The sequence below is a fragment of the Glutamicibacter sp. AOP12-B1-11 genome (genome assembly GCF_052379245.1).
In the GTDB taxonomy this organism is placed as follows: Bacteria; Actinomycetota; Actinomycetes; order Actinomycetales; family Micrococcaceae; genus Glutamicibacter.
In genome coordinates this window covers 1-1,204 of sequence record NZ_JBQSYL010000083.1, presented here as the reverse complement: position 1 = coordinate 1,204, position 1,204 = coordinate 1, and the positions used below count along the sequence as shown (strand labels likewise).

1 protein-coding gene is annotated in these 1,204 nt (G+C 52.8%); it reads left to right on the top strand.

Annotation, left to right across the window (positions count from 1 at the left end; translation table 11 throughout):
- The coding region (locus tag ACT3UQ_RS19690; protein ID WP_444637818.1) for a Fic family protein at positions 1-715 on the top strand (715 nt) is incomplete at its 5' end.
- Positions 716-1,204: the final 489 nt, after the last annotated feature.

Sequence of the window (1,204 nt, the reverse complement as noted above, 5' to 3'; positions counted from 1 at the left end):
CAAAGACGAATATGAGTCAGCTGTCCCGACAAAATTCTCACTATTAGATTTCGACATTCCAGATGAACTGGTTCAACGGATGGAAATGGCAAGCAACGAGCTGATTAGCTTCGATCACAAGGCCAGTATCATGCTGGGTTCGACGTCAGCTTCATTGGGGCCTCGCTCCTCGATCCTATTGAGAACAGAATCCGCTTCGTCTGCGCAGATTGAAAACCTGACGGTCGACGCTCGACAATTAGCGCTTGTCGAGTTGCAACTAGCAAGTTCTCAGAACACATCAACAGTTTCAGCCAATGGTCGAGCCATGGAAGCTGCGCTCGCTTTGGCAGATGAGCTTAGTAGCGATGCGATATTGAAAATGCATGCAGAGCTACTGCAGGGACGACCTAGGCGGGAGATACATGCAGAAACGTATCGGGATCAGCTCGTTCGGGTGGGTTCGAGCGGGGCGAGTCCGAGAGGAGCCAGTTATGTAGTCCCTCAGTCGGCGCTGATACCTGAACTGATCGAAGACTTGTGCGCATTTATGGTACGCGTGGACCTGCCCTCCATCCTTCAGAAGGTAATTGCCCATGCTCAGTTCGACACGGTTTATCCCGTTGTAGACGACAAGGGTCGTACCGGACGGGTCCCTAGTTCATTCCTTGCCAAGGGCGCGAGGTCTGGTCCAGTCAACAACTGCACCGGTATCCGCCGGGCTGTTGCGCAATAGGGCTAGATACTCCGAGGCGCTTTCTCGGTACCGTGATGGTAATGCGTCGCCAATCCTAGAGGAATTCGTTGAAGCTACCTTGTACGCAGCTTCCATCGGGATTGTCCACATTGCTCATTTGGCATCGGACCTGGGATCCGCACGGGAGAAGCTCCAAGTGCTGCGTTCGCAGTCAACTGCCTGGAAGCTGCTTCCGTTCATGAGCGCATATCGGTGATGCATACGTAGCTAGTTTCGAAGCTACTGAAAACTTCGAATACCAGCGCACTGCGCGCCTTGAATCAGTCGGCTGAGCATGGAATATTGTTTGAGCGGTCAGGGCAGAAAAGGAACAGGGCATGGCCGAGTGTGGGAGTACTTAGAATCCTGGACGACTACGCGACAGGCATGCTCAGAAAGCCATAATCGTGCGAACGGTTTTCCTGTGTGCACGGTCACCTCGGAAAAGGGGCTCCCGATTTGAAACATCCCGCAAATCTGTGTATAGTC